Raw genomic sequence first — 24,256 nt, 5'->3', positions numbered from 1 at the left:
GTGGACCTGTCCCCACACTGCGGCGGTCTCTGCAGTCGACGGCGATGGAGGGAGCGGCAATGGCGAGAGACATCCCGGCCGGCTGGCGTATCAGGGAGATGCTTCCCGTCCGGGGACGACTGCAGCAGTACCGGCTCCAGTCAGGGGTGACCTTCCGTTGTGGCCGTTGCGGCCGTGACACGACCACCAAGACGGTCGCTACCCTCGACTGGGACTGGTCAGCGCCGATGTGCGACGGCTGCCATGCCACCTTGTCCACGACCAGGGATGCGGAACCCGTCGGGCCGATCGTCCCTGAGCCGTGGAAGCCGTCCGTGCCGGAGTCGCGGAAGCCGCGGGCCGGGGAAACCGTCTCCGCGTCGCCCCCCGGCAAGCCGCAAAGCCGGGCGGGTTCGCAAGGCTCACCGGGGAAGCCGCGCATGGGCTTCATCCAACTGGCCGCCATCCTGCAGGACCGTGCTGCCGGGGCGAAGCTGAACCCAGAGAAACGCCTGGCGCTCAAGGTGCTCGCGGACGACCTGATCTTTCCGGTGGCGTTGCGCTACGCTGAGCTGCTCTACGAGGGCGACGCCCTCGTGGGCAGGCACAGCGGAAAAGCCGTTCCCACCCACGCCGGGGCGCTCGCTCGGCAACGTGTCGACGCCGTGCGGCGGTTTGAAGACCGCTACGCGCAGCGGGTCGCTCACGTCCGAAGGACGAGTCGCGTTCCGGATCGACTGAGCACGCTGGTGGTCCGGGAGGTGGCGCGGGAGAAGTACGACCGGGCCTTTGCCTCTGTTGTGCGGCAACGCGGACTGCGTCCCGAGGCCATCAGCCTGCCCACCGTAAGGCTCTGGTCATGGCTTGCCACGACGCCAGGCGATCCGACGCCCAGCGCTGCGGCCCTGCCCCCGCCGGTCCGCCGGCTTCTGGACATGCATGACGAGGCCTTCGTGCAGGCCGTCATCGCCGATGCAAAGGGCACTCGGCCCGAGGCTGCGCTCGAACATCCGGCTGTTGTGGAGCGCTGGGCGGCGTGCAGTCGCGAAATCGAGTCCCGGTTCAGGTCAGCCCGTGACCATTGCGACAGGGCGCTCCGAAGGCCGGTGGCGAAGAACCAGCGAAGCAGGGAGATTGCCAGGCTGCGCGCTGCCACGCGCGCCTACGCGATGGCGTCGGCCCGCAGCCTGATGGCTGACTTTTCGCTGAAGGCGCTTCGGCTGGAGGTGTTGCGAAAGTATGGGCAGGATCGCTTCCAGCAGTTCCGGATTGCCCTGTTGAAAGAGGCTGCGGAGGCAGTCTACCGGGTCGAACCGGGGTTGGCGGCAGAGGTGGCGCGGGCCAGCGCGGAACACCGTAGGACCTGCCCCCGGTGGTCCCCAAGTAACCCCTGCCTGACATGTGGTCCCGAGGTAGCGGCCGTCGTACGAGAACGTTTGTCGTCGTCGGCGGGCGCGCCTGGAGGCCATACGCAGCCCGAGAAGCCCAGCGTGCCGGCCGCAGACTCCGGGGAGGTTGAGACGCCTGCCTGCACCGGCGGCCCTGACTCCTTCATCTGTCCCAACCTTGGGCGGCGCCTGTCGGCGAACGTCGGGAGGATGGTCGGTGTCACTGAGTCGCGGTACGACGCCGGGACGGGACGCTTCGCCTTTGGCTTTGTGACGAAGCACGGTGACTGGGGGACGGGACAGGGAAAGGCCGCCAACGAACATGACGCGTGGCTGCAGGCTGTGTGCCGCACGGGCCTGGAGTTGGCCGCTGAGGTCTCGCGCGTCCACGTCCTCTGCCGTGACGAGCGAGCGGCCTCCGTGATGCAACATGTCCTGGCGCACAGGTTCGTCGCCGAAGAATTGGGATTTCCGGTTGCCGAGCAGACTCGAAAGCTGCTGTTACGAGTGATTGGTAGTCGTGGCAAGGTCTCTGCCTCAGCAGGCGGTTGCCGACGGCAGCACCGTGGGGCAGGCGCGGCGGGGCGACTGGCCGACCTCGCGCTCCGCGCTCACGAGACAGGTGGAACCGAGGAACTCAAGGCAGCGGGTGACGAGATCGCCAAGGAGTTCCGTGGTCTGGCAGAGAAGCCTGAGGTGCAGTCGCCGGGGGAAGCGGGCCGACCGTTCTGGATGGTCGATAGATCCGATGCCGGAGAGCTCCGGTGGCGAGCTGCTTTGCGGCGGGTACATCTCACGAGCGGCTGGACGGAGCTTCCCGACGGCCTGATAGCCACGGTGGAGGACCGGCAACGCCTTCGTCTGGTCCTCAACCATCCTGGGCGCAAGTCGCGGTCCGTCCAAGAGGAGAGCGAAGTCCTCCTTCGATGTACAGGCGAACGATGGGAGCTTCACGGTGTGGTGTGGCCGCGAGGGATGCTTCCAGGAACGCTGGTCACCTACCGTTGGCGTTTGAGTGAGCGCCTGATCAGGGCCAGCAGCGAATTGCTGCCGCAACCGGAACGGATCGACCAGCTTACCTATCGGCACCGTTACGACATCGGTCTCGTCACCAGGGAAAACGCGCCCGGAGCGGACCAAGGTGGGCAAGAGCTCGATCTGTCGGATACCGCATGGGTGATGCGTACGCTGCGAATCTTGGGCCATCTCAGCGCCGACGGTAGCGCGATCCTCGCCGAGGAGGCTCTGGTGCACAACTGCCTGGAGCTGGGCTTGCCGCAGAAGTGGGTCGCCCGTGTCCATCCTGCTGTGGAGCGTCTCGTCAAGGAACGGCTCATTGGGCTCGTATGGGGCAGCCTTGATGGCAGCGGTCAGCCCAGCCACCCACCACGACGGGGAGAGACCCGTGTCCGGCTTCTCCGCTATGTTCCGCGTCTGGAGCGCCTTGCCCCACCACCGCCACCGCGAGCGGCAGCACAGTCCGACGGCCGCGAAGAGCAGGTAAGCGGATTCGTGCGCCGCCTCCCAGCAGGCCGGCAGGCATCCGACGAGCAGCGAGAACTGCATCAAGAAGCGATCCGCGCCAAGCGGGTGGTCAACCGCCCGCTGCCCGACGGCTACACGTTTGTGCGCCCACACGGCCGAAAGCGTTGAATTGTCAGTCGCGAAGGAGCAGCGATATCCGGCCCGACCCAGGATGAACGGTGGACCCAAGCGCAACCGTTGACGGTTCTATGAGAGGTGACGTGCCAGACGTGTCCTTAAGCCGTGCTCGCAAGTTGTGGTGGAACGCGGACGACGTGGAGGACGTGGCCGAGATGCTCGCATCGCGCCGCTCCCGGCTCTGGCAGCTCGTGACTCCCGCCGATCTGGCCGCCTGGGTCTTCGCGGGTCCCGCTCCGTCGCCGCTCGACCCGCCGCCGGTCGGCTTCGACGGCGACTGGGCGAGCGGCCTAGACGAGACGGGCCGCCAGGCCTGGGCGCTGGCCGGCTGGGTGGCCCGGATGGTCGTGCCGGACGCCGCCAACACCGCCGGCAAGTATTGGATTCTGTCCCACCTGGACGATGCCAGACCTGCCAAGTTGCGGTTGACGGTCGGGGTGCTGGAGATCCTCGGCCTATACGACACGGGCGGGGAGGTCTGGCTCCGGTCACACGCCGCCCCGATCGTCTCGGCAATGGACGTTGGTGCGGTCGATCTGCATGAGTGGGAGCGCCGCGGCATCGAGATGAGGGAGGACGGCACCAAGACCCTCGCGGAGGAGAAAGTCTTCCTCAGCTGTCCCGACCTCGAGACGGCTCGCTGGCTGCTGCGGCATCCGCCGGTAATCGCCGGTCTTCGGCTCCTGTGCTGCTGGGTGGCCGCCGGGCCGTACTCGTTTGAGGGCCGATACCGCCCGGAGGTCGTCGCGCGGGCCTGGTGGGCGTCGGAGTTGCTGCCTGGCGACGACGTTGACCCGCTGCCCGGTGGCGGAGTCGGCTTTGATCGGCCGTACACGGGTGCGACGGTGACCGCCGACCTGCCGGCGCAGCGGTCGTTCGACGTGGACGCCTACCGGGCCGGGGTGGACGAGCACGACCGCCTGTGCCGTTCGCTGATTGCCCACCTGGCCGGTTCGGGCATCGCAGTGGGATCCGGCCTGGCCGGGGTGAACGTCGACCTGGCGTGGCGGGACGTCGACGGACACCAGTTCATCGCCGAGGTGAAGAGCGTGGCTGTCGGCAACGAGGTCGAGCAGCTCCGGCTCGGCCTAGGGCAGGTGCTGGAGTACCGGCACCGGCTCGCGGCCCGGGGTGTTGCCGCTACCGCCGTTCTGCTGGTCTCGCGGTGTACGGATCCGGTCTGGCGAGCGATTTGCGCCGGCAGCGGAGTACTGCTGCTGGCCGGTGATGATCAGCCGACCTGGCTCGCAAAGCTCGAGGCGGCGGTAGGGACGGTTAACGGATGATTCAGGTGCCGAGGCTCAAAGGCGTCTTTGTGAACGAGTCATGCCCGCCCCGCTAACCGCCAATAAGGGCAGTCCATATCAAGGGGACCAATCCGGACAGGCGAAAGACTTCGCCGGGACCTTGGAGCCGGTGCGCACGTGCGAAGATCCTTGCTAGGGTGTCAGCCGCGGAAGCAACGATTAACGGTCGAGGTGTGTATGCCGTTCCCGGTAATTCTGGCTGTCGTCGCCGTCGGTACGACGGCAGTCAATTTGATCGGTAACAAGGTCATCGAATACCAAGCAAAAGAGAGGATTGAAGGCATAAGGGCCCAGCACGACGGCGAGTACGCGAAGCACCGAGCCGTCGCCGATTCCACTTCTGAGAAGTTGAGAAAACTGGGAGAGCGCCAACAGTCAGTGCTCGACACTGTGATCCCCCGAATGAAGTCCTTTGCAGAACGGAACGAGCGCCAGTTACGGATGCGGGGACGCCAAATCGTCGAGGACGGAGAGGTGGCCGAGAAGCGAGAGATTGATGCGTCCCCCGAGGTCACCGGTCCTGGCGAAATCGCAACCGCCATGGCCGGCATTGCATCTGCTGCCGCAGGAAATGGCCTTAGTGCTGCGGCCTATACGACCGTGGCGAAGGTAGCCACGGCATCTACAGGAACTGCGATCAACGCTTTAAGCGGCGCAGCAGCAAAAAATGCAACCCTCGCGGCGATCGGAGGCGGCGCGAAGGCTGCAGGAGGCGGGGGCATCGCGGCAGGTGCGCTCCGGCTCAATATCATCACCGCGATCCCGGCAGTCGCGCTCAGCGTTGGCTTGATGATCAAGTCGAAGTCTGACGCCGACAAGGCAATCGCCAAATACGATGCAGACGTCAAAACGGCAATCGCCACATACGGCCGTCAGAACGAGCTACTTCGCGGCGTTGACAAGCGGATCGGCGAGATCCAGGACGTGTTGGCCGGGCTCGTGACGCGCGCAGGCGAAGCGATTGACCACCTGGAGCAGGCCGAGCGCGAGCCTGGCGGATTTGACCTCGACAGCGACGATCATGCCCACCGCCTCCAGGCGGCACTCCTCATGGTGAGGGGCGTCGGCGAAGTCGCCGCAGCGCCGGTGGTGAATCCAGATCTGACCCTCGATCCCAGTGGTGAATCCCTCGTGGTCAAGTACCGCGACTACAGCCCGGAGCACACCAATGCCTGATGCCCGTCGGAACGCTGTCAAAGGGGCCGCCTGGGTGGCCACGACGCCGGACGCCGCCCAGTACCTCATGGAAATTGTCGGTGTTGTCAAGGCCATCGACGCCAACATGACCGAGCGTGCCCGGATCGCGGCAGACCGCGACAAAGAGATCGCCAGAATCAACGCCGCGAGTCAAGGCCTGCGGGATTATCTGGACCGCGTTTTTGCCGAGCGTCGCGAACTGCACCACGGTTTCTTTACGAGGCTCGACAAGGCTATCGAGGACCGCGATCCAGAAGCCATCCGTGCTTGCGTCACCGGTATCGTCGAGGTCGCCAAACACTCGCCGCTCAATGACATCGTGGAACTGCGCTCCGTTTGGGCGGACCCGAACGCAGTGATCGAGATCTAGCAGTCGAAGCCGCTGCGCGGGCGCCCGCGCAGCTGCCCCAGTGCGACTACGAATCGGCTGAAGCCCACACGTCAACCTCGCCCGCATGTTGCCGTCGTAGGGGTTCGCTCCAGATCAGAGGCCGTCTCATCGCCTCCTTGCAAGACAGATGCCGTACGCCCAGACGGCCCGCTCCACGACGTCAGCCTCGGTCCCGACACCCCATGTACCTGCCTTCTCCGCGGCCCAGGAGAGGTACTCCCCGTACTGGTCCGCTGTCCACGGGCCGAGTGGATCCCATTCTGTGCTCCGGCACGCGTTCAGGCCGATCACGACGTACTGGTCCATAATCAGGGAGCGGCGACTTCCTGCCGCTGAATCCCAGCCGAGGAAGTAGAGCAGCTTCGTGAAGAAGGAGGCACCGAGCCGCCTCAACCTGTGGTCTCCGCCGTGACTGAGGCTTTGGTAAGCGGCGAGAGGGCCTCCATCTCGCAGAAGGCAGAGGGCCTCACCAAGGTTCTGCTCGACGCGGCCGTTGTTGCGATCGAACACTTGGCGTAGGCGGGCCGGCCCTCGCCTGGCGGGTAACCCGTGGCCCCACGTGTACGCGCCGATCAGGATGTCGACCGCCGCGCGGCCGGTGTCAGCAGCGGCACCTTCCCGCAGCAGGTCACCCCGTGTGATGCGGGGCCAGCGGCCGGCGCGCGGGAAATGACCGAACCACACGGGCAGGTCGATTCCTTCAGGCAAGCGGCGTCGCCAGGTCTCCGGGTTGAACCAGAAGCCGTGGTCGAGGATGTACGTATCGCGCGGCGGCGGCTCCTCATCGAAGAGCGGCGTGCAGGCCGGTGCCCCCGTCACCAGGACGTCCTCTGCTGTGGGACGAACCGAACCGTGCTATGGGCGAGATCCGGATGAGCTGTGAAGCCGGCGTCGCCCCACGATCGGCTGTGCGGATGGCTCGCGTCGCCGTTGGCCCACCACGCCTCGTACCGATACGCCGACGGGGGAAGCCCACCCGGTACCAAGTCAGAGATCTCCTTCAGCGTGCACGTGACCTCGCCGGTCCGGCGCCGGAGGTGATCGCGCAGGGCGTCGTACTTCGACATCTCGTCCTCCGTCGACTTTGTCTCGAGACCGGCACACTGGTGCAATCGATGCTCCTATGGATGTCAAGGGGTGTGGAGAGCGGCGAAGTCGGCGAGGAGGGCGGTGTGGACCTCGCGGATGACGTATCGCTTGAGGCACCGCATGATCTCTTTCTTGCCGAGGCCCTGTTTGGTGCGTTTGTCGACGTATGCGCGGGTGCGTGGGTCGTAGCGCATCCGGCTGAGCACGATGGTGTGCAGGGCGTTGTTCGCGGCTCTGTCGCCGCCGCGGTTGAGGCGGTGGCGGTCGGTGCGTCCGCTGCTGGCGGGTATCGGGGCGGCGCCGCAGAGGTGGGCCAGGGCTGCTTCGGAGCGGAGCCGGTCGGGGTTGTCGCCGGCGGTGGTCAGCAGTTGCCCCGCGACTTCCGGTCCTGCGCCGAACAGGCGGCTAAGGGCCGGTGCGGTGCGGGCGACGGCGGGGCGCAGTCGTCGATCGGCGTGGGCGATCTCGGCGTTGAGCGCGGTGATCCGAGTGGCGATCGCGGCGAGGGCGGCGTTCGTGGCGTGCACCGGGTCGGTGAGCGTGGACTCCTCGACACGGAGGTCGACGCATCGTTGGACGAGCGCGGCACCGGTGAGGCCGGCCAGATCCTCCCGCAGTGCGTCCGGCGCGGAGGTGATCAGGCCGTGGAGCTGGTTAAGGGCTGCGGTGCGGGCCTTGACCGCGCCGCGGCGGGCCACCCGCAGGACGCGGATCGCCTCGACCGGGCCGGTGCGGGTCTTCGGGACACCGGTGGCCTGCCCGGACAGGGCCGTGCGGGCGGCGGCGAGGGCATCGATCGGGTCGGACTTGCCCTTGCTCCGACGGGTCTTGCGGTCAGGGCGGTCGATCTCGACGACGGTGATGCCCGACGCGCTCAGGTGCCGCGCCAGGCCAGCGCCATAGGCGCCGGTGCCCTCCACCCCGACCTTGACCACCCGGCCGAAGGCGCGCAGCCAGAGCAGCAGCTGCTGATATCCGGCTGCGGTGGCCGGGAACTGCTGGTCACCGAGCACCCGACCCGCCTGGTCGACCGCGGCGGCGTGGTGCGTCTTTCCGTGGGTATCAACCCCACCCGTGACCTGGCGCTTCTTGGCTGTCATCCTGGAACCGTCGTCCCTTTCGCTTGCACCGACAGGGTCGGCACGCACTTGCTGGGACGGGCGGACAGGACAGTGATGGGGCCTCTTGCACAGGCTCCTATCAGGTCACGACGCCCCTGCCAGTGACGTGCAGGAACGGGGTCACCCGGAACCGATCGACGAATCGCACAGCAGGACAGCATCGTCGGTCAGGCGGTGAGTCAGACCAGACCGGGTGACCCCACCTACATCCTCACTGTCAGGCGAGGAGACGGAGCCTATTGTCGGCGCGGCGCGCAGGCTTCGTCCGATCGGCTAGACCGGGGCCACGGGCAGTCTCAAGGCGCCCGGACCAACAGCGGCACGTCGACGTCCATCGGATTCGTTAAGGTCGACGTCTGGGACCAGACGAGGGGAGCCGACGTGCCGAAGCCAGGCGGTGTCTTCTGCTTCGAGGGCGAGTGGGAAGACGATCTTGCGGAGCGAGGATCCGTCCTGCCGACCCTCGAACTGCTTGAACGGTTGGGCAGCATTCGCTTCATCCACCGTGACACTGCCACTCCACAGGAGCTTCGCTACTTCCTCGAACGGTGGCTGACCCGCAAGTACGCCGCGTACCAGGTCGGGTTCTTCGCGCTGCACGGCTCGCCTACCCGGCTGCATCTGTCCGATTCGCACTCAGTGGGGCTCGCCGAGATCGCGAGCTGGATGTCCGGGCAGTGCGAGGGAAAGCGGTTCTACTTCGGAAGCTGCTCCGTGCTCCGCGCCTCGGATACCACGCTCTCCGAGTTCCTGCGCGAGACGAAGGCAGCGATGCTCTGCGGCTTCACGAAAGAGATCGACTGGATCGAGTCTGCGGCGTTCGAGACGGTGGTCCTCAACAGCATGGTCAACGGTGGCAAGGTCGACAGCGTGGAGCGGCTCGTCAAGTCGTCGCGCTGGGCACCGCTGGCGCAGCACTACGGCTTCAGGATCGTCTACCAGAATGGCCGCTCGACGTAGCGCCACCGTTGCGGCGACCACGTCCGGGTCTGCGGGCGGCTCCGGCGATCGAGGTAGAACGCCCTCGCAGTACCCGCCGGCCGATCCCTGCGGGCGAGGTCTACATGCTGGTAACTCCTGGCCTACCGCAGGCGACGCGAGATGAGGGCTCGGGTTCGGTCGCTGAGCTGCTCCCCGAGGCGCTGACGTCGTGGCGCCCGCTGAACGCCGCCACCCGTGGCCGCAAAGCCAAGGCGTAGCGAGTGCCGTGGACGTCACCCGCGGTCGACGCTACGTCCGTCGATCAACTCTCACTTGTCCGGCCGATCCACCAACTACGCTACAGCCTCTGCCTGGCACGGTGGATCCGCGGCTTGGAAGGCCTGCACGAAGCCGTCAACGGATCGTCTCGCGTGCCTGCCTCCGAGACCGTGCCTACAGCCCAGGAACACCTCCCGGACGTCCCCTCGATCCCAAACATGCATCTGAACAAACGAGGCATTCCCCCTCGCACACTCGGCAGGTCAGTGATCCGCTCGATCGCTTCCTGGCGTTGGTGATCGGCGTAGGCGCTGACGCCGACCGCGACGGCCATCAGCACAAGCGGGGCGGCCACTGTCAACGATCCGGCGCTGGCCACGCACACCCGCTGTGGTGGCCGAGCCGGTTGCGGCACCTGCCACAGCGGCCTTGCAGGCGACGGGCACGAATGTGGCGCGGCTGGGGGCTGTCTCGCTAACGGTGTTTCCGGCGAGCTTGGTTAGTAGGTTTCAGCGGCTGGGAAGCGGTCGCTGAAGGTGATGGCGAAGGCGTTCAACGCGGGTTTCCAGCGCATCGTCCATCGGGTTCTGCCTGCTCCGGTGGGGTCCAGGGACCGGGTCACCAGGTACAGACACTTCAACGCGGCCTGCTCGTTGGGGAAGTGGCCGCGGGCCTTGACCGCTCGCCGGTAGCGGGCGTTGAGGGACTCGATCGCGTTCGTGGAGCAGATGACCTTGCGGATTTCCAGGTCGTAGTCGAGGAACGGGATGAACTCCGCCCAGGCGTTGTCCCACAGTCGGATCACCGCCGGATACCGGCCGCGCCACTTGTCGGCCAGGTCGTCGAAGGCGGCCCGGGCGGCGTCGGCGTTGACGGCGGTGTAGATCGGCTTGATGTCGCGCTTGAGTTCGTCCCAGTACCGGCGGGAGGTGAGGCGGAACGTGTTGCGGATCAGGTGGATCACGCAGGTCTGCACCACCGTGCGGGGCCACACGTTCGTCACGACCTCGGGCAGGCCCTTGAGGCCGTCGCAGACGAGGAAGAACACGTCCTTGACGCCCCGGTTACGCAGGTCGGTCAGCACGCTCATCCAGAACTTCGCGCCTTCACCGCCGGAGCCGGCCCACAGCCCGAGGATGTCTTTCTCCCCGTCGAGGGTGACCCCGATCGCGGCGTAGAACGGCCGGTTCGCGACCTGCCCGTCGCGGACCTTGACCACGATGGCATCGATGAACACGGCGGCGTAGATCTCATCCAGGGGCCGGTGGGACCAGTCGGTCATCTCCTCGATCACCTTGTCGGTGATCCGGGAGATCGTCTCCTTCGACACCGAAGCCCCGTAGATCTCTGCGAAGTGCGCGCTGATCTCCCCGGTCGTGAGGCCTTTGGCATACAGCGACAACACGACCTCGTCGACCCCCGACAGGCGCCGCTGCCGCTTGCGGACGATCTGCGGTTCGAACGTGCCGGCCCGGTCCCGCGGCACGTCGATCTGCACCGGACCGTTGGCGTCGGTCAAGACGGTCTTCGACCGGGTGCCGTTGCGGATGTTGCCCGACCCGGCACCAGCCTGGTCGTGTTTTTCGTAGCCGAGGTGCTCCGTCATCTCTTCGTTGAGCGCGGTCTCCAGGACCGTCTTGGTCAGCTGCTTGAGCAGCCCGTCCGGGCCGGTCAACGACAGCCCTTGTTCCTTAGCGGCCCGGACCAGATCGGCGGCGGCCTTCGCCTCCGCCGACGGCTCGGGCCGCTTCCTACGTCCGGTCTGGTCGTTCAGTGTCGCGGTCATTACGGCACCCTCCTCACCAGGCACAACGCCTGGCGGGTCAGGCCGGAAACACCGTTAGATCCACACTCCCGCCGGCGAGTCTGCTGTCGTGACCGCCTCGACCGTCCACCGGGCGGGTGCGCAGGCTCCCGCGATCGGTACGGTAAGCAGCATGTCTTCGCCCACCCCTGCGCCGCTGCTCCGGGACTACATCGACATCCCGGAGCGCACGAGCACGAGCGACTTCGTGCTCAAGCTCGCCGACAGCGTCGCCGACGCCGACGCCACCCTCCGCGACTACGTCGTCACGGACCGGCTGCTCGGCAACTTCGACGAGGCGCTCGGGCTGATCCGCTCCGCGGTCGAGGGGCACGCCTCCAAGGCCGCCTACCTGCACGGCTCCTTCGGCTCCGGTAAGTCGCACTTCATGGCGGTGCTGCACGCGCTGCTGCGCGGCGAGGCCGCCGCCCGGGGGCGCGACGAGCTGGCGCCGCTGGTCGCCAAGCACAGCGTTTGGCTGGACGGCCGCAAGTTCCTGCTGATTCCGTACCACCTGCTCGACGCCCGCTCGCTGGAGCAGCGCGTCCTCGGTGGCTACGTCGACCGGGTCCGCGCCCTGCACCCCGAGGCGCCCATCCCGGCGGTGCACCGGACCGACTCGCTGCTGGAGCAGGCCGCCTCGCTGCGGGAGAAGATCGGCGACAGGCAGTTCATCGAGGGCCTGCCCGGTGGGGACGCCGAGGACGAGTGGGGCGACAGCGAGACCTTCTGGACGGCCGAGCGCCTCGACGAGGCGTTCGCCGGCGCGTACTCCGACGAGCTGCGCCGCAAGCTCGTCAACGACCTGCTGACCAGCTGGAACAAGGGCTTCTTCAGCAACGCCCGGGAGGATGCCGAGGCGTTCGTCTCGCTCGACCGGGGTCTCACCGAGATCAGCCGGCACGCCAAGGAGCTCGGCTACCACGGCCTGATCCTCTTCCTCGACGAGCTGATCCTCTGGCTGGCCAACTCCATCGGCGACCAGCAGTTCGTCTCCCGCGAGATCCAGAAGATCACCAACTTCGTCGAGGGTGGCGACACCCGCCGCCCCATCCCGGTGGTCAGCTTCATCGCCCGCCAGCGTGACCTGCGCGAACTCGTCGGCGAGGAGGTCACCGGCGCCAACGAGCTGAGCTACCAGGACACCCTCAACCTGGCCAGCGGCCGGTTCGACGTGATCAAGCTGGAGGACCGCAACCTCCCGGAGATCGCCCGCCGCCGGCTGCTCAAACCCCGCGACACCACGGCCGCCGCGGCGATCGGCAAGGCCTTCGACGCCACCACCAAGGTACGCCGGGAGGTGTTCGACACCCTCCTGGGCACGGACTCGGGCAGCGGCGCCGACATCGACGCCTTCCGGTCGACGTACCCGTTCAGCCCGGCGTTCCTCTCCACCCTGGTGCACGTCTCCAGCGCGCTGCAGCGCTCCCGGACCGCGCTGAAGCTGATGCGTCAGCTGCTGGTCGACCGCCGCGACACGCTGCGCCTCGGCCAGCTCGTCCCGCTCGGCGACCTCTACGACGTGATCAGCAGCGGCGGCGACCAGCCGTTCACCGAGAAGCTCAAGGCCGAGTTCGAGATGGCCCAGAAGCTCTACGACCTCAAGCTGCGCCCCTACCTGCTCAGCCAGTACGACCTCACCGACGACGACCTGGAGGCCGCCCGCCGCGGCACCGCGCTGCCGGGCGACGTGACCGGCCGGGTCCGCGCCTTCACCGGTGACGACCGGCTCGTCAAGACGCTGCTGCTGGCCGCCCTCGCGCCCAGCGTGCCGGCGCTGCGGAACCTCACCGCCCGGCGGCTCTCCGCGCTGAACCACGGCAGCATCACCAGCCCGATCCCCGGCGGCGAGGTTGCCCAGGTCAACCGCAAGCTCACCGACTGGGCCGGGCGGTTCGCCGAGATCCGCATCGGCGAGGGCGACGACCCGATCGTCTCGCTGGAGCTGGTCGGCGTGGACGTCGACAGCGTCCTCGCCACCGCCAAGCACTACGACAACGAGGGCGCCCGCAAGCACATCGTGCAGCGGCTGCTCTGGCAGCAGCTCGGCGTGCCGTGGAGCGACTCGTTCTTCGCCGAGGCGGGGCTGAGCTGGCGGGGCAGCCGCCGGGTCATCGAACTGGTCTACGGCAACGTCCGCGACGCCAACGACATCCGTGACGAGGCGTTCCACCCGAACGACCCGGCCGGCTGGCGGATGATCATCGACTATCCGTTCGACGACGGCAGCCACGGCCCGGCCGACGACCGGCAGCGGGTGCAGGAGCTGATCAGCCGGACCACCTCCCGCACCGTCTGCTGGATCCCCGCGGCGCTCACGGTGGAGCGCCTCACCGAACTGGGTAAGCTCGTCATCATCGACAAGCTGCTCGAAGGGCAGCGCTTCGACAGCCACGCCGAGCATCTCAACCCGGACGACCGGCGCCGCGCGCACGGCGCGCTGACCAACCAGCGCAGCGCGCTGCTCGCCAAGATGCAGGCCGTGCTGCGCCAGGCGTACGGGCTGGCCGGCAAGCAGCCCACCGACGTGGTGGTCGGCTTCGACGACCATCTCCAGTCGCTGACCCGGGCGCTCGAGCCGAAGCTGCCGATGGGCGCCACCTTCAACGACGCCCTGCGCAGCATCGGTGACCAGATGCTCGGCCAGCAGTACCCGGCCCATCCGGACTTCGACCCGGACCGCAAGGGCGACCCGATCCGGCTTGCCGACGTCAAGGTGGTGCTCGACCACGTCCGCCGGGCCGTCGAGTCACCCGAGGGACGCGTCGAGGTCGACCGTACGCACCGGCAGACCGTGCGCCGCATCGCCAACCCGCTCGGCCTGGGCACCATGCACGAGGCGGCGTTCGTCATCGCGGGGGAGTGGGTCCAGCACTTCCAGCGCAAGGCGTCCAGCGAGGGCATCACCGGCGAGCTCCGCGTCGGCGACCTGCTGCGCTGGATCGACGACCCGAGCCCGCGCGGCCTCGACCCGATCGTCGCGCAGCTCGTCGTGGCGACCTTCGCCGAGCAGACCGACCGCGCTTTCTACCTCCACGGCAGTGAGGTGGTCCCGGCTCCCGAACTGGGGAAGATCACCGCGGACCACACCCTGCGGGAGGAGCGCCTGCCCAGCGAGAACGACTGGCAGGCGGCGCGGGCCCGCTCCGCGGCCATCTTCGGCGTCCAGCCGCTCGACCTGCGCCGGGGTCGGCTCGTGGCGCTCTTCGGCCGCGACCTGACCACCCAGGCGAACCGCCACCGGGAAGCCGCCCACGGGCTGGTCGCCCGCCTGGACCAGCACGCCACCTGGCTCGGCATCGACAAGGAGTCTGACACCGGACGACTCGCCACCGCCCGGTCCGCCGCCGACCTGCTGGAGGCGCTGGCCAACGGACGGTCGGCGGTGGAAGCCGTCGAACGGCTCGCCCGCGCCGAGCTTGCTGGCCCGGCCGACCGGACCGGCAAGAGCATCATGAGCGCCGCGCAGGTCTCGGCGGCGCTCGCCGCCGCCCCCTGGGACACCTTCGAGATCGTCGCCGGGCTGCCCGAGCCGTACGCGGCCGAGGCGGCGGCGATCCTCGGCGAGCTGCGCCGCGTGGCCCAGGCCGACGAGCTGACCGCCCCGCTCGCCCCGGCCCTACGTCGGGCCCAGACCGACGCCACCGCCCTGCTGCGTCGCGCCACCACTCAGAAGCCGCCGGTCGTCTATCGACCTGGACGCGACGAGAACGCTGCCGACATCACCCACCCACGCCGCCCGACCGACCAGGAGACGCCCGAGGTTGCGGAGGTCGTGGTCGACTCGCCGAGTGGGCGGATCTCGGTGCCGGCCGGCGACCTCGATCGGGCTGTGGAGCAGCTGCGGGCCTTCGCCGCTGACCAACCCGACGCGACCATCGAGGTGACCTGGAGAATTGTGCCGTGACCCAGGCACCCGCGCCGTCCCAGGCGCTGCGGATCAACCCGGTGGCGCTCCGGCAGAAGGTGGCGCAGCAGCTCGACCGGCACCGCAACGGCGAGGCGTACCCGGTGCTGGTCGTGCGCGCCGAGCCGGCCTGGCCGCACGACCCCGCGATGGTGTTGCCCGGCGGACGCCACGCCCGGGTCGTGCCGTGTGTGTCGCCGTTGGCCATCTGGGAGCACCTCGTCGCTGACCGAGGCGACGAGGTGCTGGTCCTGCTCACCGACATCCCCGAGTCGAGCCTCGGGCACGGGGTGCGCAGCCGGATCTTCCGGCAGCGGGTGATCACCGTCGAGCCGTGGGACCTGGTCGTGGACGCCTTCGGCGCGCAACTGCCCGACAGCGCGCTGGAGCGGGAGGGCTGGGCCGGTGAGGCACTGCTCGACGCGATGCCACCCGCCGGCTGGCCGAAGCTCACCACCGCCGTGCTCACCCGCGACGTGGCGCTGCGACACCTCGCCGCCGTACGCCTCGGCCTCGACCGCAGGGGTGGCAGCCCCGACGACCTGGACGTCACGACGCTGCTGCGGTGGAGCGCCGAGCCGGGCGCGGTCGAGGCCCTCGGGCTGCTCCGGGAGGGGGAGCGGGACGGCCTGGCCGGGTGGCTCGTCGAGCAGTTCGGACGGCCCGCCAGAGCGCTCTTCGCGCTCGTCGCCGCCGGACACGGCACCGACGCGCTTCCACTCGGTCTGGTCTGCGACGCCCTGTGGACCACCGCCACCGCCGAGGCGGTACGGGCGCAGGGGCGCATCGACCAGTACTTCGGCAACCTCGATGACGACGCCACCGTGCGTGCCTTCGCCGACGCGGCGGTGCAGGTGGTGAGCGGAATGCTTGCCGCCCGCGACCGGGACACCCGGTTGCAGGCCAGTGCGGTCCTGGACCGGGCCGAGGAACTCCTCGTCCAGTTCAACGCGACGGCCAGCGCCGGCCACAGCCCGATCCTGCGCACCGGCTTCACCCGGCGGATCACCGCCACCGCGCAGGCCCTCCTGGCCGCCCTGCGTGACCCGGGCAACCGCGCGCTCGACGACGCGGTGGAGGCGCTGGCCGGGCACCGACTGGCCGACCTGGAAGCCACCCGGGTCAACCGCATCCGGATGGCTCAGCGGCTCGTACGCTGGCTCGGCACCGCACCGGAGCCGCCAGCGAGTGTGGCCGACGGGGTGGAGCGGCAGATCGGCCAGTGGGGCTGGGTCGACGTGGCGCTGCACCACGTCTGGGCCGGCGACGACGCCAACCCCGAACTGCAGGCCGCGTTCCGGCAGATCCACGACGACGCGCAGCAGCGGCGGCGGGACCTGGACCAGGCGTTCGCCGGTCGCTTCGCGGCCTGGGCCACCGCCGGTCCCGGAAGCGACGGCGGCCTACTCACCGTAGAGAACCTGCTGCCCAGCGTCATCGACCCGCTGGTCAAGGCCGACCGGACGGTGCTGCTCGTCGTCCTCGACGGGATGAGCGCCGCCGTGGCCGTTCAGCTCGCCGACGAACTGTCCCCGCACTGGGTCGAGTACGACCCGCTCGCCGGCTCCGGGGCTGGCCGCCGACGTGGCCTCGTGGCCGCCCTGCCGACCCTGACCGCGGTGTCCCGGACCTCGCTCTTCGCCGGCGCCCTCCGCACCGGCAACCAGGAGCACGAGAAGAAGCTCTTCGTCGACGGCCGGTGGGGCAAGGGGTCCCGGATCTTCCACAAGGGGCCGGCCAAGGGTGGCGCAGGCTGGGCGTATGCGGCTGAGCTGGCCGATGCGGTGGCTGGCACGGCCCCGGTGGTCGCCGTCGTGATCAACACGGTGGACGAGTCGCTGACCCACGGCCGCGAGGGCGACGAACCCGGATGGCAGCTCGACGACCTCGGCTTCCTGGGCAGCCTGCTCGACCAGGCACGATCCTCCGGACGCGCCGTGGTCATCACCAGCGACCACGGGCACGTGCTGGAACGGGGCGGGCAGTACGTCAAGGCTGCCGACGCCGGCTCGGCCCGGCACCGCACCGGTCCCGGGCCGGTCGCCCCCGGGGAGGTCGAGCTGACCGGCCCTCGGGTGGTGGCCGACGGCAATCGGATCGTCGCGCTGTGGGACCCGATGTTGCGCTACCGTCCCAGCAAGGCGGGCTACCACGGCGGCGCGTCCCTGGCCGAGGTCACCATCCCGTTGCTGGCGTACCTGATGCCGAACGCGACCCGCCCGCCGGCCGGCTGGGCTCCCGTCGAGACCAGCCCACCGGACTGGTGGCAGGCATCGGTGCCCGTTCCCGTGCCGGTTGCGCCGATGGCCCCGGTGCCCGCGCCGCGGTCACGCCGCAAGGTGCCGGCCGTGGCCGGGGACGCGCTGTTCGACGTACCGGAGCTGGCGAGCGCTCCCGCCGCGGAACCGCCGGCTGGCGACGGCGACCTGGTGAGCGCGGTGCTGGACACCGAGCTGTTCTCGGCCCAGCACGGCCTCACCCCGCGCCGAGTGGACCGGAAGAAGATCGAGGCCGCGCTGCGCGCGCTGGTCGAGGCGAAGGGTGTGCTGCCGCTGGCTGTGCTCGGCCAGCGGGCCGGTGAGCTGCCCGGGCGGGAAGGTGGATTCGTGACCACCCTGCAGCGGATCTTCAACGTCGACAACTACCCGGTGCTGACCCAGATCGACGACGGGCGGACCGTCAAACTGGACATCGCCCTGCTGCGCACGCAGTTCGGCCTGCCCGGAGGTGGTCCGTGACCGCCGTCAGCCCGGCCCGGCGGCGGGAGGTCATCGACGCGCTGCGCCGGGGCGCCGTCCCGTCGGCGGGCCTGGACCTCTTCGCCGTCGGACTCGACCGGTTCACCGGTGCGGTGGGGGAGGACCTCGACACGGTCGCCACCAGCGGCTCGGTCTTCAAGGCAGTCCGCGGCGAGTACGGGTCCGGCAAGACCTTCTTCACCCGGTGGATCGCCGAACGAGCCAAGCGCGCCAACTTCGCCACCGCCGAGGTGCAGATCTCCGAGAACGAGACCCCGCTGCACAAGCTGGAGACCGTGTACCGCCGGCTCACCGAGCGGCTCACCACCTCGACGTTCCCGCCGAGTGCGATGCGGCCCGTGGTGGACGGCTGGTTCTACGCGTTGGAGGAGGACGTCCTCGCGGCGGGCGAGGTGGCCGCCGACGACCCGGACGCGCTCGACCGGGCGGTCGGGGTGCTGCTCGACCAGCGACTCGCCACGGTCAGCCGCACCGCACCCGCCTTCGCCGCCGCGCTCCGCGGCTACCGGACCGCCTCCCTCGCCGGTGACCCCGCCACCGCCGAGGCCGTACTGGCCTGGCTCGGCGGACAGCCGCACGTCGCCGCGTCGGCCCGGCGGGTCGCCGGCGTGCGCGGGGATCTGGACCACTTCGCAGCCCTCAGCTTCCTGCAGGGCCTGCTCGCGGTGCTGCGGGACAGCGGTCACCCCGGCCTCCTGCTGGTCCTCGACGAGGTGGAGACGCTGCAGCGGGTCCGCTCCGACGCCCGCGACAAGGCGCTCAACGCCCTGCGCCAGCTTATCGACGAGGTGCACTCCGGCCGCTTCCCCGGGCTGTACCTCGTCATCACCGGCACACCGGCATTCTTCGACGGGCCGCAGGGCGTGCAACGGCTGGCGCCCCTGGCCCAGCGGCTCGCCGTCGACTTCACCACCGACCCGCGGTTCGACAACCCTCGGGCAGTGCAGATCCGGCTCGCCGGCTTCACGGTGGACTCACTGGTCGAGCTGGGTGGCCGGGTCCGTGATCTCTACGCCGACGGGTCGGCCGCACCCGAGCGGGTACGCGACCTGGTGGGCGACGCGTACCTCGGCCAGTTGGCTGATGCCGTTGCCGGCGGTCTGGGCGGCAAGGTCGGCGTGGCGCCGCGGCTCTTCCTGAAGAAGCTGGTGGGGGACGTGCTGGACCGGGTCGACCAGTTCGCCGACTTCGACCCCCGCCAGCACTACGCGCTCACCCTGTCGACCGCCGAGATGACGGACGTGGAACGCAACGCGACCAGCGCCGACGCGATCTCACTCGACCTGACCTGATGGGCGCCGACCTGCTCCACCCCGTCGTCCTGCACCATGTGGTGAATTCGCTGCAGTGGCCGGCACTCCGGCCCCTGCAGGAAGCCGCCGTCCAGCCGTTGCTGACCGGCGAGGACGCGTTGCTTCTCGCCCCGACGGCGGGGGGAAAGACCGAGGCGGCCGTCTTTCCGCTGCTGTCCCGGATGGCGCAGGAGAACTGGTCGGGAACCTCGGTGCTCTACGTGTGCCCGCTCAAGGCACTGCTCAACAACCTGCTGCCCAGGCTGGAGGCATACACCGGCTGGTTGGGTCGCCGAGCGGCGCTGTGGCACGGCGACGTGACGATGGGACGGCGACGGAAGATCCTCCAGGAGCGGCCGGACGTCCTGCTGACCACCCCGGAGTCCCTGGAGTCGATGCTGGTCAGCACGGCCGTCGACCATCAGGAGTTCTTCCGTCACCTGCAGGCGATCGTGGTCGACGAGGTGCACGCGTTCGCCGGTGACGACCGGGGCTGGCATCTCCTGGCGGTGCTGGAGCGGCTCACTCGGGTGGCCGGCCGCCCGGTACAGCGAATCGGCCTCTCCGCGACCGTCGGCAATCCAGACGATCTGCTGCACTGGTTGCAGGGCTCGGGCCGGGGACAGCGTCCCGCCCGGGTTGTCGCGCCTGAGGCGCCCGCTGCCGGTGCCATGTCCGTACCGGCCACTCCGCCACCCGGTCAGGTCGAGCTGGACTACGTCGGATCCGTGCACAACGCCGCCAAGGTCATCGCCGCCCTGCACCGCGGGGAGAAGCGCCTCGTATTCTGTGACTCCCGAGCGCTGGTCGAGGATCTGGGCCAGCGGCTGCGTGCCCTCGGCGTCACCACGTTCCTCTCCCACGCCTCCCTCGCCATGGACGAGCGCCGCCGCGCCGAGGAGGCCTTCGCCCAGGAGCGGGACTGCGTCATCGTCGCCACCAGCACGCTCGAACTCGGTATCGACGTCGGTGATCTTGATCGGGTCATCCAGATCAACGCGCCGCGCAGCGTCGCCGGCTTCCTCCAGCGGATCGGGCGTACCGGCCGGCGTACCGGTACGAGTCGGAACTGCCTCTTCCTCGCACTCGACGGCGACGGGCTGCTGCACGCGGCGGGGCTGCTCCACCTCTGGGCCCAGGGCTGGGTCGAGGAAGTCGTGCCGCCGCCCGAGCCACGGCACATCGTCGCCCAGCAGATCCTGGCGCTCACTCTTCAGCAGCACCGCGTCGGTGACCAGACCTGGTCGCAGGAGTGGAACGGACTGTCGCCCTTCGACCGCAGCGGCGAGGTCATCGCCCGGCATCTCGTCGAGCACGGATACCTCGACACGGACTCCGGCATGCTGTTCATCGGTCCCGAGGCCGAGCTCCGCTTCGGTCGGCGGCACTTCATGGACATGCTGGCCGTCTTCACCGCCCCACCGCAGTTCACCGTGCTGTCGGGGCGAACGGAGATTGGTCGCACCGACCCCGCCCTCCTCACCGCCAAGGTGCATGGCCCACGACTGCTGTTGCTCGCCGGCCGGAGCTGGCGGGTGACCTACATCGACTGGAAGCGAAAGCGCTGCTTCGTGGAGCCCGCCGAGGGCGGCGGCAAGGCGCTCTGGATGACCGGAGCGTCCCCGCAAGGGTTGTCGTACCGGATGGTTCGCGCGATGCGCGACGTCCTGCTCGGCGCGGACCCGCCGGTGGCGCTCACCGGGCGGGCGGTGAAGCGGCTGGCCGAGCTTCGTCACGACGCGACCGCGGTGGTGAATCCGGCTGGCACCGTCGTGGTCCGGGACGGTGACGGCGAGGTCCGCTGGTGGACCTGGGCCGGGTTCCGGGCGAACGCGACCCTGATCGCGACGGTGAGCGAGTTGGCGGACCCCACCCAGCGGTACGACGACGCCTCGATCCGGCTCCGGCCCGACGTGGACCGGGCGATGCTGCATGCGTCCCTGGCCGGCGTGAGCGACCGCCTCTGCCTGCCGGACGTCACCGAGAAGGCCCTCGCCGGACTCAAGTTCAGCAGCGCGCTACCGCAGCGGCTGGCCATGGCCACGTTGGCGACGAGGCTGGCCGATCTGCCGGCCGCTCGTGAGGTGCTGACGCAACCGGCGCGGCTGGCCTACCTGCCGTTCTCCTGACCGCACCGGCAGGACGCCGCTCAGTCCTCCTCCCGGCCGAGCCGGGCCCGCGCGTCGGCGAGGAACTGCTCCCCCTCCTCCTCCGTCAGCTCCGCCTGCCACTGCTGGAACCGCCCGATCGCCTCGGACATCTGGTCGGCCAGCGCCTCGCTGCCCGCGGCGGCCCGTACGTTGACCCGCCCGGCCAGCACGTCGCGGGCCATCTCCGCCAGCTCGGGACTGGCCGCCCCGTCGGCGAGCCGCCGCAGGCCGCGTCGTACCTCCTCCGCGACGGCCGGGCTGCCGGCCATCCGGGTCAGGTCGCGGTGCAGGTCGTCGTCCGGTTCGTCGGGCACGTCAGGCTCCCGGGGCGGTGTAGGAGACGGCGGGCAGCTTGATCGACGACAGGTCGCCGCCCTGGTAGGCCAGGTCCATGCCGGTGCCGAAGAAGCCGAGGATGGCCGTCCCGGCGGTGTTGATCAGCAGGGACGCCTTGTTGATGAGGTTCAGCATGTCGATCACCATCAGTGCCGCGACGCCGTAGCCGGCCACCGCGCCCACCCCGGTCTCCGCGGTGATGGTGCCCGCGGCGGCGGCCAGGCCGGCGATGATCGCCTTGTCGGCGAGGGCCTGGAGGATGTTGCCGAGCTGGTTGGCCAGCTGCCAGGCCCCGGTGGCGGCCTTGTGGTAGCTGTCCCGGATGTCGTACAGGGACAGTTGCTGCCCGCTGGTGGCGGAGGCCAGCTTGGAGAAGTACTGGAAGGCGGCGTCGCCGGCGTGGCCGTCCCACTGCCCGTCCAGGTTCAGCATGCCCTGCTGGATGTTCATGCCGATCTGCTGCATGCAGGCCGCGAGGTTGCCCATCGCGTCGCCGAACTTCCAGATGGCCTCCCAGTCGCCACCGATCCACTGGGTCATCCAGCCGAAGACGTCGACCCCGGTGAGCTTCTTGATGGCCGCGTTGATCCACGCCGACGGGCTGACGTAGTTGAACATGTCGATCGGGTTGACGAAGCCGTTGGTGATGCTGCTGTCCGGCTTGCCGGGTTCGGTGAGGAACCTGGTCGGGTCGTCCATCGTGCTGCCCCCGTCTGCTCGGATGCCTAGTCGCGGCTGGGCGAGGGTCGCGGCACGGCGGGGTAGGTGGCGTCGAGGTCCCGCGCCGCCCTGGTGTCGGTGTGTTCGTACCGGTCGGCGACCTGGTTCAGCGCGGTGGCCGACGTCTCGGTCAGGTTGCGCAGGTGGCCGAGGAGCTTGTCCAGGTCGGCGAGCAGGTTGCGGTGCAGCGGCGAGACCTGCCCCAGCAGCCCGCTCTCGTGGACGCTGAACGAGCCGTGCTTCTGGACGTACCGTTTCGCGGCGTCGGCAGCCGTGGTGGCCTCCCGCAGCTGGCCGGCGTAGGTCCGCAGCGCCGGCGGATGGACGGCGAAGGTCATCTCAGGTCGTCCTTCCCAGGATGAGGGCCGCCGCGACCGCCAGCACCGATCCGGCGGCGGCGAGCAGCAGGCTGCGCCGCCACAGGGCGCGCTGCCGGTCCGGGTCGGCGGTGCGGTGCAGTCGCACGGCCGCCGCCACCGACGGCACGAACGCGAACGCCGGCAGGAGCAGCAGCGGCCAACTCCACCAGGGCGCGTCGCCGCCCTGGCTGGCCCCCACGGCGGCGGCGAAGACCACCAGCACGTACAGGAAGGCCAGCAGCAGGGCCACCTTGCCCGCGAGCCGGCGCATCTCCGATCCAGGGTCGATCACGCCGCCCTCCCCGTCCCGGCAGTCACCGGGCGAGGCTAACAAAGGAAGCCCTGTCGCGAGGGCCCGTGCGAGCCGGGCCGGTGCGCGTCCCGGCGGCCGGCCGTCCTCGCCGGCCGCCCTCAGGAGCCGGGACGCGCGGATTCCGGCTCGGTCGCGCCGGGCGGCGTCGACTCGGCGGCCGGCCCGTGCTCGTCCGCCGGCCCGGCGGCCGGCCCGGGCTCCTTTGACGACCCGGGCGGCGGGGGCGGCGGGGGCGGCACGGGCGCCTCCTGGGGCACGGCCGCTCCGGCCGCCGCCCGCTCCGACCCCGGGCCGGCCTGATGGGGTACGCCGCCCGCCCCCGCTGGAGGCGGCAGATCGGCCGTCAGCAGCGGCCAGAAGACCTCCCGGTCCCGCTGCCGCTGGCGCAGCAGTTCCCGGCTCCACTCGGCGGCGGCCCGCTGGTCCTCGGCCATCCGCCGCGCCGCGTCGTCCAGCGCCTCCCGCATCTCCTGGTCGGCCGCGTCGGACACCGGTCCGTCCGCGAACTCGTCGAGGATGTCCACCCACCGCCGGTTCAGCTGCTCCACGCACTCGGCCCGCCTCAGCTGCACCTCGTACTGGCCCTCCAGGTTGACCAGTTGCTCGCCGTACGGCAGCAGTGCCTGCCGGACCGCCTCGTCGAGGCGTACCCAGACGTCGACCCGGCAGGTCGGCTCGGTGTCGCCGCCGCGGAACCGCCACGGCGGCTGGGCTGCCACCGCGCGTTGCAGCGCCACCTCCAGCTCGCCGGCCTGGTGCGGCGGGAACCTGCGGGCGGCCGTCGCGGCGAGGCGGGTCAGCCGCAGGATCGCCTGCGGCCGGAGCTGCTGGACGTGCCAGCTCAGCTGCTCGGTGGTGAGCCCCTGTCCGGTCCAGGTGAGGGTGGCGTGCACGGTGAACTGGAAGACGTACCCGCGGGCCGGGACGACGATCGCCCCGGCGGTGTCCCGCAGCTGCGCCGGCTGCGTGGGCCGCGGCGGTGGTGACGGCTGCTGCGGCGGGGGCGGGCTGACCGGCAGGTCCACCACCAGGTCCCGCCAGGCCTCGACGACCCGCGCCCGGGTGGCCCGCCACCATCGGCCGGCGGCCGCCGCTGATCCCGCGGCCCCTCGGTCGGCCGCCGGTGGGCGTGGACGGTGGTCGGACGGCTGCGGGCCGGCGGCCTCGGTCATGGCACCCCTGTCCGCCGCGCCTCCGGGCAGGGCAGGCTCGGCACGTCGCTCAGGCAGGGGTGGCTGACGGGCGGCGCGCCGCGCGGGCGGCCGCCCGTCACGCTAACAAG

General features: G+C 69.7%; 18 protein-coding genes. 9 read left to right on the top strand and 9 right to left on the bottom strand.

Annotated elements, in window-relative coordinates:
* The first annotated feature begins 59 nt into the window (after positions 1 to 59).
* The 4 genes from GA0074704_RS28870 to GA0074704_RS19700 all read left to right on the top strand — a co-directional run bounded on the left by GA0074704_RS28870 (position 60) and on the right by GA0074704_RS19700 (position 5,903).
* Entirely contained in the window at positions 60 to 3,020 is a 2,961-nt protein-coding gene (locus tag GA0074704_RS28870) for a hypothetical protein (protein ID WP_157743729.1), read from the top strand.
* 155 nt (positions 3,021 to 3,175) lie between these two features.
* Positions 3,176 to 4,315: a hypothetical protein gene (locus GA0074704_RS19710; RefSeq protein ID WP_157743728.1), complete on the top strand. Its 1,140-nt coding sequence runs from the start codon at positions 3,176 to 3,178 to the stop codon at positions 4,313 to 4,315.
* Between the two features lie 198 nt (positions 4,316 to 4,513).
* Positions 4,514 to 5,512 (top strand): hypothetical protein, encoded by a 999-nt coding sequence (locus GA0074704_RS19705; protein WP_088971863.1) that lies wholly within the window; start codon positions 4,514 to 4,516, stop codon positions 5,510 to 5,512.
* A gap of 34 nt (positions 5,513 to 5,546) precedes the next feature.
* Positions 5,547 to 5,903: a hypothetical protein gene (locus GA0074704_RS19700; RefSeq protein WP_231926582.1), complete on the top strand. Its 357-nt coding sequence runs from the start codon at positions 5,547 to 5,549 to the stop codon at positions 5,901 to 5,903.
* A gap of 126 nt (positions 5,904 to 6,029) precedes the next feature.
* Here GA0074704_RS19700 and GA0074704_RS19695 read toward each other — a convergent pair whose 3' ends face one another.
* From GA0074704_RS19695 to GA0074704_RS19685, 3 genes are all read right to left on the bottom strand, one after another.
* A complete protein-coding gene (locus GA0074704_RS19695) occupies positions 6,030 to 6,743 on the bottom strand; it encodes an 8-oxoguanine DNA glycosylase OGG fold protein (protein ID WP_088971861.1) in 714 nt (237 codons plus the stop codon).
* Complete coding sequence (locus tag GA0074704_RS29940) at positions 6,740 to 6,991, bottom strand: DUF7662 domain-containing protein (RefSeq protein ID WP_088971860.1); 252 nt, start codon at positions 6,989 to 6,991, stop codon at positions 6,740 to 6,742. Before GA0074704_RS29940 ends, GA0074704_RS19695 begins: the two co-directional genes overlap by 4 nt.
* Positions 6,992 to 7,054: 63 nt before the next feature.
* The gene (locus GA0074704_RS19685; RefSeq protein WP_088971859.1) at positions 7,055 to 8,113 is read right to left on the bottom strand and encodes an IS110 family RNA-guided transposase; all 1,059 of its coding nucleotides are present in this window, start codon (positions 8,111 to 8,113) and stop codon (positions 7,055 to 7,057) included.
* A gap of 402 nt (positions 8,114 to 8,515) precedes the next feature.
* Between GA0074704_RS19685 and GA0074704_RS19680 the strand changes: the two genes are divergently transcribed.
* Positions 8,516 to 9,094, top strand: a complete 579-nt coding sequence (locus tag GA0074704_RS19680; protein ID WP_088971858.1) for a DUF6642 family protein — start codon at positions 8,516 to 8,518, stop codon at positions 9,092 to 9,094.
* Between the two features lie 739 nt (positions 9,095 to 9,833).
* Here the strand turns inward: GA0074704_RS19680 and GA0074704_RS19670 are convergent.
* Entirely contained in the window at positions 9,834 to 11,120 is a 1,287-nt protein-coding gene (locus GA0074704_RS19670) for an IS256 family transposase (RefSeq protein WP_088970031.1), read from the bottom strand.
* Between the two features lie 151 nt (positions 11,121 to 11,271).
* Between GA0074704_RS19670 and pglY the strand changes: the two genes are divergently transcribed.
* The 4 genes from pglY to GA0074704_RS19650 are packed head-to-tail and all read left to right on the top strand — an operon-like array spanning position 11,272 to position 21,225.
* On the top strand, positions 11,272 to 15,045 hold the full coding sequence (pglY, locus tag GA0074704_RS19665; RefSeq protein WP_088971857.1) for a BREX-2 system ATPase PglY: 3,774 nt from the start codon (positions 11,272 to 11,274) through the stop codon (positions 15,043 to 15,045).
* Positions 15,042 to 17,783 carry a BREX-2 system phosphatase PglZ gene (pglZ, locus tag GA0074704_RS19660; protein WP_088971856.1) on the top strand — a complete coding sequence of 914 codons (2,742 nt, stop codon included), beginning with the start codon at positions 15,042 to 15,044 and terminating at the stop codon, positions 17,781 to 17,783. Before pglY ends, pglZ begins: the two co-directional genes overlap by 4 nt.
* On the top strand, positions 17,780 to 19,096 hold the full coding sequence (brxD, locus tag GA0074704_RS19655; protein ID WP_088971855.1) for a BREX system ATP-binding protein BrxD: 1,317 nt from the start codon (positions 17,780 to 17,782) through the stop codon (positions 19,094 to 19,096). Before pglZ ends, brxD begins: the two co-directional genes overlap by 4 nt.
* Positions 19,096 to 21,225 (top strand): DEAD/DEAH box helicase, encoded by a 2,130-nt coding sequence (locus tag GA0074704_RS19650; RefSeq protein ID WP_172880650.1) that lies wholly within the window; start codon positions 19,096 to 19,098, stop codon positions 21,223 to 21,225. Before brxD ends, GA0074704_RS19650 begins: the two co-directional genes overlap by 1 nt.
* Before the next feature lie 20 nt (positions 21,226 to 21,245).
* Here the strand turns inward: GA0074704_RS19650 and GA0074704_RS19645 are convergent, their stop codons facing one another.
* The 5 genes from GA0074704_RS19645 to GA0074704_RS19630 form a co-directional block, all read right to left on the bottom strand.
* Positions 21,246 to 21,560, bottom strand: a complete 315-nt coding sequence (locus GA0074704_RS19645) for a hypothetical protein (RefSeq protein WP_088971853.1) — start codon at positions 21,558 to 21,560, stop codon at positions 21,246 to 21,248.
* A 1-nt stretch (position 21,561) separates the two neighbouring features.
* Positions 21,562 to 22,281 (bottom strand): hypothetical protein, encoded by a 720-nt coding sequence (locus GA0074704_RS19640; protein WP_088971852.1) that lies wholly within the window; start codon positions 22,279 to 22,281, stop codon positions 21,562 to 21,564.
* Positions 22,282 to 22,307: 26 nt separating this feature from the next.
* Positions 22,308 to 22,640, bottom strand: coding sequence for a type VII secretion target (locus GA0074704_RS19635; RefSeq protein ID WP_088971851.1), 333 nt, complete (start codon positions 22,638 to 22,640; stop codon positions 22,308 to 22,310).
* A 1-nt stretch (position 22,641) separates the two neighbouring features.
* Positions 22,642 to 22,953: a hypothetical protein gene (locus GA0074704_RS28865; protein ID WP_157743727.1), complete on the bottom strand. Its 312-nt coding sequence runs from the start codon at positions 22,951 to 22,953 to the stop codon at positions 22,642 to 22,644.
* Positions 22,954 to 23,072: 119 nt separating this feature from the next.
* Positions 23,073 to 24,146, bottom strand: a complete 1,074-nt coding sequence (locus GA0074704_RS19630; RefSeq protein ID WP_088971850.1) for a hypothetical protein — start codon at positions 24,144 to 24,146, stop codon at positions 23,073 to 23,075.
* Positions 24,147 to 24,256 lie beyond the last annotated feature (110 nt).

This window comes from Micromonospora siamensis, assembly GCF_900090305.1.
GTDB lineage: Bacteria > Actinomycetota > Actinomycetes > Mycobacteriales > Micromonosporaceae > Micromonospora > Micromonospora siamensis.
Note: the sequence above shows the minus strand (reverse complement) of the source record. Positions and strands in the feature narration are given on the sequence as shown.